The following is an 8,940-nucleotide window of genomic DNA, read 5'->3' on the forward strand; positions in this document are numbered from 1 at the left end:
CCGTTTCGCGGTCGGTGAGATCCTGGGACAGCGGATCGAGATCACGCTGCGGGAGCGGGCCATGCGGGCCTGCTCCATCGACGACGGCCTCGATCACCTCCAGGACGACCGGACCCGTGACGACTTGGCGATCCTGTCGGGTGCGGCCGGTGGGCTGCCGCTGGAGCGCGCGGTGGCGGGCCTCGCCGAGGTCACCTCCGCCCTGGTCGGCGCCGTCGGCCCGCTCCTGTTGCTGATGTTCTTCCACGTCTGGGCCGGTGCCGCGGTGGCACTGGCCTGGATCGCGGTACGGCTCGTCGCGGGGCGCGAGAACGGAAAACGGCTGGAGCTCCTCTTCGGCCAGGCCCATGTCATGCGCCGGGCCGAGTACTTCCGCAAGCTCGCCGTGCAGGGCGCGGCGGCCAAGGAGATCCGGGTCTTCGGGCTCCGGGACTGGGTGCTGGCCCGTCTGGACCAGGAATGGCTGGCCGCCATCCGGCCCACCTGGCAGCGGCGCCGACCGAGCGACACCAAGATCGTCCTGCTCTCGTGTGTCCTCGTCGCGGTCTACGGACTGGTCTTCTGGCGGTTGGTCGACGACGGAGTGAACGGCGGCCTGGAGATCGGGGCGTTCGCCGTCTTCCTCCAGGCACTCATCGGTGCCTCCGCCGTCTCCGGCGGTACGGCGGCGTTCGGACTGGACGTCGCCCTGGCCCCCGTCTCCGCGGTGCGCCGCCTCGAAGAGCGCAAGGCCGCCGCCCACGGCTCGGCTGCCCCGGCGGTCCGCGCGGTGAAGGACCTGGCGGTGCGGCGCCTGGAACTGCGGGACGTGACGTTCGCGTACGACAGGAACGGCGACGCCACGGACGGCGAAACGGGCGGCGCCACCGATGCCGGCAAGCGCGGCGAGACCCGCGATGAGCCGCACGACAAGACCCGCGACAAGCCGCGCAGCGACACGAGTCCGGTCCTCGACGGCGTGTCGTTCAGCGTCGCGGCCGGCGAATCCGTCGCCCTGGTCGGAGAGAACGGCGCGGGCAAGACCACGCTGCTCAAACTGCTCGCGGGGCTGCTCGAGCCCGCTTCGGGCCGGATCGAGGCCGATGGCGCCGCTCTGCACGAGCTGGGCAGGGCCGACTGGCGGCGGCACCTCGCCATGGTTTTCCAGGACTTCGCCCGGCTCCCGCTGACCGTCGCCGAGAACGTCCACGTACTGCGCGCGGACCCCGGCGACGAGCAGGCCCGTAAGACGGTGCTGGACTGCCTCGAACGTGTCGGCCTGGGAGAGCGGGTGGCACGGCTGCCGCACGGCATCGACACCGTCCTCGGAGCCCGGCTGCCGGGCGGCGTCGACTTCTCCGGAGGCGAGTGGCAGCGCCTGGCGCTGGCCCGCGCGTTCTTCACCCTCCACCAGGGAGCCCGCGTCCTGCTGGTGGACGAACCCACCGCGAGCATCGACCCGTCCGCGGAGACCGAGTTCTTCGACCGGCTCCTCGACGAGACCGAAGACATGATCCGCATCGTGGTCTCGCACCGCTTCAACACCGTGCGCCGGGTCGACCGGATCGTCGTCCTGGACCGCGGGCGGGTCGTCGAGTCCGGCTCGCACGACGACCTCATGCACCAGGACGGCCTGTACCGGCGGATGTTCCTCGCCCAGGCCGCGCCGTTCACCGAGCAGGAGGGAGTGCGATGAGCACGGACAGCTGGCGGGGCACGGCGGCCATGGCACGCCTGGCGCTGCGCACCGACCCGGTACGCGCGGTCGGCGCCGTCATCATGACCCTCGCCATCTCGGCCCACCCGGTGCTGGTCGCCCTGCTGATCGGCCGGCTCACCGACGCCGTGGTGGACGGCGACGACGGTACGGCCATGAAGTGGGGCCTGGTCCTCGCGGCCGCCGTCGCGAGCTGGCTGGCCCTGCTGTGGTACACCTTCGGGCTGCGCACGGTCCTGGAGGAACGTGTCAGGCACGCGGTGGAGATGAACGTCGCCGCGATGAGCATGGCGCCGTGGAGCATCGCACACCACGAGGATCCCCAGGTCGCCGAGGAACTCGCCCTCGTCGAACGGGATGTCAACCGGCTCGCCCAGGTGATCATCTTCCTGCTGACCCTCATGGGCGCGCTGGGGCAGCTGGCCTTCGCGGTGGTCGTCCTCGCCGACGTGCACCCGGCCCTGCTGCTGCTCCCCGTCCTCGGCCTGGTGCCGGTGTGGGCGAGCCGACGCGGCGACCGGTGGCGGCAGCGTTCCCTGGAGCGCGCCACGCCGGACGACAACCTCGCGCGCGAGATGTACGCCGTGATGTGCGGCGCCGGGCACGCCCAGGAGCTGTCGGTGCTCGGCGCGCAGGAGGCCGTACGGGCCCGGCACCGTCAGCTCTCCGAGGCCGCCCAGCACGAGCGGGAGCGCGGAGCCCACCGGTCCTTCCGCCACCAGGCCGACGCCACCGTCCTGTTCGCGGCCGCCTACGTCGCCGCGGTGGCCGTCGCCGTGCTGGCGGCCGTGGCCGGGAAGGCGGGCGTCGGGGACGTCCTGCTGACCGCGACGCTGGCCGCGCAGGTCACCGGGCAGGTGACCATGGCGACCGACGCGGTGACCCAACTGGTACGCGCCCGGGCCACCGCCGACCGCTATCTGCGGATCGCCGGCCTGACCACGGCCACCGAGGAGGGCGGGCAGGAACCCGGCGACGCGGGCGGCGGGCTCTCCCTGCGGGGCGTCACCTTCACCTACCGCGGCGCCGACGCCCCTGCCCTGCGAGGAATCGACCTGGACGTCCCGGGCGGCCGGACCATAGCCGTCGTCGGCGAGAACGGGGCCGGCAAGACCACCCTCGCCAAGCTCCTGTGCCGGCTGTACGCCCCGACCGGCGGCACGATCACCTGGCACGGCACGGACCTCGCGGACGTCCGGCCCGATGCCTGGCGGGACGGGGTGTCGGCGGCCTACCAGGACTTCGTCCGGTTCGAGACCGAGGCCGGGCAGGCCGTCGGGCTCGGCGACCTGACGCGCATCGACGACACCGACGCCGTACGCGGCGCCCTGGCCCGGGCCGACGGGGAGCGGCTCGAACAGTCGTTGCCCGACGGCCTGCGCACCCGGCTCGGGCGCTCCCACAACGACGGCACCGAACTGTCGACCGGCCAGTGGCAGAAACTGGCGGTGGCCCGCTCGATGATGCGGGAGACCCCGCACCTGCTCGTCCTCGACGAGCCCACCGCCTCGCTCGACGCCGAGACCGAGTACCGGCTGTTCCGGCACTACGCCGAGGCCGCCCGCACCGTCACCGCCGATGGGCGGGGCGTCGTCGTGGTCATCACCCACCGGCTCGGTTCGGTGCGCTTCGCCGACCGCATCGTCGTCATGGAGCGGGGCCGGATTGTCGAGTCGGGCTCCCACGACGAGCTCATGGCGGCCGGCGACCGGTACGCCGATCTGTACCGGGCGCAGGCGGACGCCTACGCGATCGCAGGACCTCCAGCAGCGGACCCAGAAAGAGAGCGGTGACAGCGGTGAGCACACCACCCAACCCCTATGAGGAGTACATCCGGGTCGGAGAGCTGCTCGCACTCCACTCACCTCGCACCGCGCTGCCGGGCGAGGACCTGTTCGTGACAGTCCACCAGGTGTCCGAACTGTGGCTGGCGGCCCTCCTGCGGGAGACCCGCGGGGCCCGGCAGCTCCTGCTGGAGGAGGACACGGCGCGGACGGCACGCCGGCTGCGCACCGGGCTCGGGCTGCTCACGCAGCTCTCCGGCACGCTCAACACGCTGTGCGGCATGCTGCCCACCGAGTTCGCCGCCTTCCGTCCGGCCCTCGGCCCGGCCTCCGCGGTCCAGTCCCGGCAGTACCACGAGTTCGTCCAGGCCTGCCGGGGCCCTGGCCCGTCGCTGTGGGAGGCGTTCAGCGAACTCGCGGAGCGACGCGGCGGACTGGCGAAGGTGTACGGCAACCCGGACACCGGGGTCCGCGAGGTCGCCGAGCTGCTGGTCGACCTCGACGACGCGCACTCCGAGTGGATGGGCTTCCATCTGCGGCTGGTGCGCCGCCAGATCGGCTCCGCCTCCGGCACGGGTGGCGAGTCGAGCGACTATCTGCGCCGTCGGCTGGATGTGCGGCTCTTCCCCGAACTCATCGACATCCGGCCGGAGTTCCACCTCACGGAGGAGGTGCCCAGCCAGTGACCCGGGCCCACGACCTGATGAGCTACGCCACAGGCCGGACCCTGGCCCCCGCCTCGCACGAACAGGAGTGGATGCTCTTCCTGGCGCGGATGCGCCGCACCGGCACCTTCAACATGCCGCGCCTGTACGAGATCGGTCCCGGGACGTCGGCCGCTCAGGTGAGTGATGCTGTCGCCCGGGTCGTGGCGCGCAGCCCGCTGCTGCGCATCCGTATCGGACGCCAGAACGGCCGGTTCGTCCAGCAGGTCGAGCAGGCGGACGCCACGGCGCAGGCACGCCCTGAGCTGCTGAACGGGCCCGACCCGCTGGCGCTGCTGGGCGAGTTCGTCCGGCGGCCCCTCGATCCGCAGAGCGCCCGGGTCTTCGCCAGCGCGCTGGCGCCGCTGCCCGGTGGCGGACATGCCTTCGCCACGGTCGTGCACCACACCGTGGCCGACGCCGTCACCCTCGACGAACTGGAGCGCCGTATCGGGCTGGAGCTCGACGGCAGGGGCGACGAGTACGGCGAACGCGTCTCCTATCTCGACTACGCGGCCTGGCAGCACGACACCTACGGCGCACGGCTGGACGCGCTCGTCGACGAGTCCGTCATCGCCCTGAAGGACGCCCGGCCCAACGAACTGCCCGGCGTGGGGCTTCGCTCCAGGGCTCCCGGGTCCGGGCTCGCCGCCTCCTTCGGTCTCGACTCGGTCGCCGACGACGCGCTGCGCGCGCTGCTCACCGAGGAACGGGCCAGTCCCTTCATGGCCGGTCTCGCGGCCCTGTCGGTCGCCCTGCAGGACCTGTCCGGCCAGTCCGCCGCGCTGATCGCCATCGAGGTCTCCACCCGGCGGCTCAGGCCGCTGATGGACACCCTGGGCCCCTTCATCAGCACCGTCCCCGTCGTCCTGGACGCCGAGGACAGCTTCCGCCAGGCGCTGCGCGCCGCCCGCGAGACCACGCTGCGGGCCCTGGAGCTGGCCCACGTCCCCTACCACCGGCTGCTGGCCCGACCCGAGTTGCGGGCCCTGCGGCGCCGCAGCGAGGCAGCGGTCGACGTGGTGTACCAGACCTTTCACGAGCAGGAGGCACCGGACGGCGGGCGGCTGCGCCGCATCCCCTACGGCATGGACGGCGCGGGCTTCACCGCCGACCTGCACATCTCGATGCACGAGTCGCCCGGTCACCGGCGGCTCGGCATCGGCCACTCCCCACGCGTGCCGTCCGAGACCGTCGCCGACCTCGCGCGGGGTTTCGAACAGGCCCTCTCCCACGGCGTGACCGATCCGGACGCGCCGCTCAACAGACGGTCGACGAACGAAAGAGGCTCCGGGCACCATGACAGTGGCGAATGAGGCGGCACTGACCGCCGAGAACCGTGGCACGGGCTCAGCCCTGTGGAAACTCTCCGTCGGTGTCACGGCCGGCGCGTTGGCCGGTCTGCTGGTCGGCGGCGTCCTGGGACGCCTGGTGATGTTCGGGCTCCGCTTCACCTCCCCCGAGTCGTCCATGGGCAAGACGACCGACGCCAACTCCACGATCGGGGAGTGGAGCCTGAAGACCTTCGGGCTCCTGGAGTCCGGAATAGCCATGGGCGCCCAGGTCGGCGCGCTGTACATCCTGGTACGCCCATGGCTCAACACCGGCAACCGGCCCCTGAAGACGTGTGTCTTCGGCGCCACCGCCGGTGGGGTGCTGTTCATTCACCCCGACGGCGTCGACTACTACGCCGTCACACCGCTCTGGCTGACCGTGTCGTCGTTCATCCTCATGGCCGCTGCCTTCGGCTACCTGCTCAGCCTGTGGACCGAGCGGGCGCTCGCGACGGAGCGGTTCCAGGCCGCCCCTGCCTGGCAGCTGTGGATCCCCGTCGTGCTGTGTGTGCCGGCCGTCGTCCACGTGAGCCTGCTGCCGCCCACCGTGCTGCTGGTGGTCGCCGCGCTGCTGGCCACCTTCGCCCAGGGCCGGCTTCAGGGCGTGGTGAAGGGCTGGAGCGGCCCGGTGACCAGCTGGATCGGCTCCCGGCTGCTCTTCCTGCTGGGCCTGGCCAACGTCGTCCTCATCGTGCGGGCGGTAGCCGAGATAGCGAACAAGAGCCAAGGGAGCTGACCATGCAGGACAACGACGTGCCCGTACCCGGCCTGCTCGACTGGCTGGACACGCCGCGCGCGGACCGTGGCGTCAACATCCTGGACATGACGGGGGAGTGGCAGTACACGCCCTATTCCGACCTCGCCGAGCACACCAAGGCGGCGGCCGCCGCGCTCACCGCCGCCGGCGTAAAGCCCGGCGACGTGGTCTCGATCATCCACCGCAACGGCCCCGGGTTCATCACCGCCTTCTTCGGCGCGCTCGCCGCCGGGGCCACACCGTCCCCCGCCGTACCGCCGGCCCTGTTCCAGGACCGAGCGGCCTACAGCCGGCACCTGGGCGCGATCCTCGACGTGGCCGCCCCCACGGTGGTCGTGCTCGACCCCGAGCTGCTGGACCAGCTGGGCCCGACCCTGCGCGAACACGGCCACCGCCCCATGGCACTGGACGCGGCCCCCGGCACACCGGCCGGGTCCCCGCCGCAGGAGCGTCCGGCCCTGCCGCCCACGGCGCTGCTGCAGTTCACCTCGGGCTCCTCCTCCGTGCCCAAGGGCGTCGCCGTCTCGCCCCAGGCCCTGCACGCCCAGATCGGCATCCTCGTCAGGTGGCTGGGCTTCCACGACGGCAACGCCTGCGGCACCTGGCTGCCCATCCACCACGACATGGGCCTCGTGGGCATGGTGCTGCCGAGCGTGGTGACCCAGTCGAATTTGTGGATCATGCAGCCCGACCAGTTCATCACCGGTGCGAGCCGGTGGCTGCGGCTGCTCGGCAGCGGCAAGGTGCAGATCACCGCCGTACCGCCGTTCTCCCTCAAGCACATGCTGCGCCGGGTGCGGGAGGAGGACCTGGCGGGCTGCGACTTCTCGAAGGTGCGGGTCAACGTGGTCGGCGCCGAGCCCATCGACGGCACGGTGCTGGACGAGTTCACCAGGCGGCTGAGCCCGTTCGGCTGGCCCAGCGGCGCCCTCGTCCCCGCCTACGGACTCGCCGAGGGCGTCCTCGCCGTGTCCGGCAAGGACCTCGACGCCCCGGTCGACCGGGTCCTGGTCGACCGGGGCCGGCTGCGGCTCGGCGAGAAGGTCGTGGTCGACTCCGGTGAGGTCCCGGCGGCCGGGCCGCTCGACCTGCCGGCCAGCGGCCGCGTGCTGCCGGGCGTGACGGTCGAGGTGCGGGACGAGGCGGGAGACTCCGTGTCGGAGGGCGTGCTCGGCGAGATCGTCGTGGGCGGCGTCTCGCTCGCCGACGGCTACCGCGGACACGAGCCGTGGCCCGGTGAGTTCGTCACCGGCGACGCCGGGTTCTTCTGGAAGGAGCGGCTGTACGTCCTCGGCCGGCTGGGGGACAGCCTCAAGGTGCGGGGCGTCCAGCTGTTCGCCGAGGACGTCGAGAACGCGCTGAGCGGGCTGGAAGCACTGGGGAAGGTCCGGTACGCCGTCGTGCTCGGCAGCCTCGACGGCCGGGACACCGTGGCCGCCCTGGTGGTGAAGAAGCCTGGGGAGTGGACCGAGGAGGTCTACCGGGAACTGCGGCGGCAGGCGCGTGGCCTGCGCGTGGTCGTCGCCGCAGTGAACCGGGGGGCCGTTCGCCGTACCTCCAGCGGAAAGCCGCAGCGGCGCGCCATGTTCGAACAGCTCATGACCGGAAGCATCGACGGAGTCGTCGTGCACGACTCCGTCAACGACCCCGCCGAGGAGGAGCAGTGACCGTCGACGCACTGGAACAGATGGAGGCCGACGAGGAGCGCGTCATCTCCCCGGCGGAGCTGTTCCGCAAATGGGAGCACGGGCAGTGGCGGCTGACGGAGCTGCCCATCGCCTCCGATGCCGCCGACTGGGCCGCCATGCGGCCCTACGCACGCGGTGAACTGGAGACGATGATCGAGGGGTTCGTGCTGGGCGAGGCCGCCGTCAGCAACACCCTCTCGCCGCTCGCCGACGCCGCGCCCAGCCTGGACTCCCACCAGTACCTGTGCACCCAGATCGCCGACGAGGCGCGGCACACCCGGTTCTTCGCCACCTACCTGCAGGAGATGCGGAGCTCCCGGCCCAGCCACGAGGAGGTCATCGCGGCCGCACTGGGGAGCGCCGGCGACGCGGTGTCGACGATCTTCGACGACGAGCTGAGGACCCGCACCGACCACGTCCGCTTCCACCCCGAGGACACCCGGGCCTGGTACGAGGCGGTGACGTACTACCACCTCATGGCGGAGGGCGTCCTGGCCATGTCCGTCCTGGGGGCCATGTTGTCCATGGTCCGCCAGCTGCGGGGCAGCCTGCCCGTTCTCAACACCGGTCTGCGCAACGTCATCCGGGACGAGTCGAGGCACATGGCGTTCGGGATGTACGCGGCCAGGGAGGGCGTGCACACCGGTCACGGCGACGCCGTCCTGGCCACGCTGATGGAAGCGATCCCCCAGGTCACCATGGCCCTCGTGGCCCCCGAGCGGAAACTCCCCGGAACCACCCTGCCGCCCTTGCGCGCCTCCATCGGCAAACAGCACGCCCACCGGTACGCCGGCGCCCGCCGCACCCTCCTGCGGCGCATGGAACTGATCGGCCTCCAGTCCCACACCGGCGAGGCCGGACAGGCCTGGGACCTCGCCATGAAGGCGGCCATGACCGAGTACGAACGCCGCCACGGCGACCCCCACCCGGCCGGCGAGTAAACCCCGACGACCGTCTCGGCCGGCATCCGCGAGGGA

The 8,940-nt window shown here is 71.9% G+C and carries 7 protein-coding genes; all 7 read left to right on the forward strand.

All coding sequences use genetic code 11. The features are described 5' to 3' along the window. The coding region (locus ACFTZL_RS35520) for an ATP-binding cassette domain-containing protein (protein ID WP_382591656.1) at positions 1-1,675 on the forward strand (1,675 nt) is incomplete at its 5' end. Beyond that, on the forward strand, positions 1,672-3,489 hold the full coding sequence (locus tag ACFTZL_RS35525) for an ABC transporter ATP-binding protein (RefSeq protein ID WP_382591659.1): 1,818 nt from the start codon (positions 1,672-1,674) through the stop codon (positions 3,487-3,489). The genes ACFTZL_RS35520 and ACFTZL_RS35525, both read left to right, overlap by 4 nt. A gap of 5 nt (positions 3,490-3,494) precedes the next feature. Continuing rightward, a complete protein-coding gene (locus ACFTZL_RS35530; protein WP_382591662.1) occupies positions 3,495-4,166 on the forward strand; it encodes a tryptophan 2,3-dioxygenase family protein in 672 nt (223 codons plus the stop codon). Further along, positions 4,163-5,500 carry a condensation domain-containing protein gene (locus tag ACFTZL_RS35535; protein ID WP_382591665.1) on the forward strand — a complete coding sequence of 446 codons (1,338 nt, stop codon included), beginning with the start codon at positions 4,163-4,165 and terminating at the stop codon, positions 5,498-5,500. Before ACFTZL_RS35530 ends, ACFTZL_RS35535 begins: the two co-directional genes overlap by 4 nt. After that, positions 5,484-6,254 carry a hypothetical protein gene (locus tag ACFTZL_RS35540; protein WP_382591668.1) on the forward strand — a complete coding sequence of 257 codons (771 nt, stop codon included), beginning with the start codon at positions 5,484-5,486 and terminating at the stop codon, positions 6,252-6,254. Before ACFTZL_RS35535 ends, ACFTZL_RS35540 begins: the two co-directional genes overlap by 17 nt. Before the next feature lie 2 nt (positions 6,255-6,256). Then, the gene (locus tag ACFTZL_RS35545; RefSeq protein ID WP_382591671.1) at positions 6,257-7,942 is read left to right on the forward strand and encodes an AMP-binding protein; all 1,686 of its coding nucleotides are present in this window, start codon (positions 6,257-6,259) and stop codon (positions 7,940-7,942) included. After that, positions 7,939-8,904 (forward strand): ribonucleotide-diphosphate reductase subunit beta, encoded by a 966-nt coding sequence (locus ACFTZL_RS35550; protein ID WP_382591673.1) that lies wholly within the window; start codon positions 7,939-7,941, stop codon positions 8,902-8,904. The genes ACFTZL_RS35545 and ACFTZL_RS35550 overlap by 4 nt, the downstream gene beginning before the upstream one ends. Positions 8,905-8,940: the final 36 nt, after the last annotated feature.

Origin of the sequence: Streptomyces sp. NPDC056948 (assembly GCF_042674225.1) — a bacterium.
GTDB classification, from domain to species: domain Bacteria; phylum Actinomycetota; class Actinomycetes; order Streptomycetales; family Streptomycetaceae; genus Streptomyces; species Streptomyces purpurascens.

What these genes read in the sequence shown, in the direction of transcription:
- ACFTZL_RS35525 (WP_382591659.1), top strand. Translation starts at nt 1,672, where the DNA reads ATGAGCACGGACAGCTGGCGGGGCACGGCGGCCATGGCACGCCTGGCG.
- ACFTZL_RS35540 (WP_382591668.1), top strand. Translation starts at nt 5,484, where the DNA reads ATGACAGTGGCGAATGAGGCGGCACTGACCGCCGAGAACCGTGGCACG.
- ACFTZL_RS35545 (WP_382591671.1), top strand. Translation starts at nt 6,257, where the DNA reads ATGCAGGACAACGACGTGCCCGTACCCGGCCTGCTCGACTGGCTGGAC.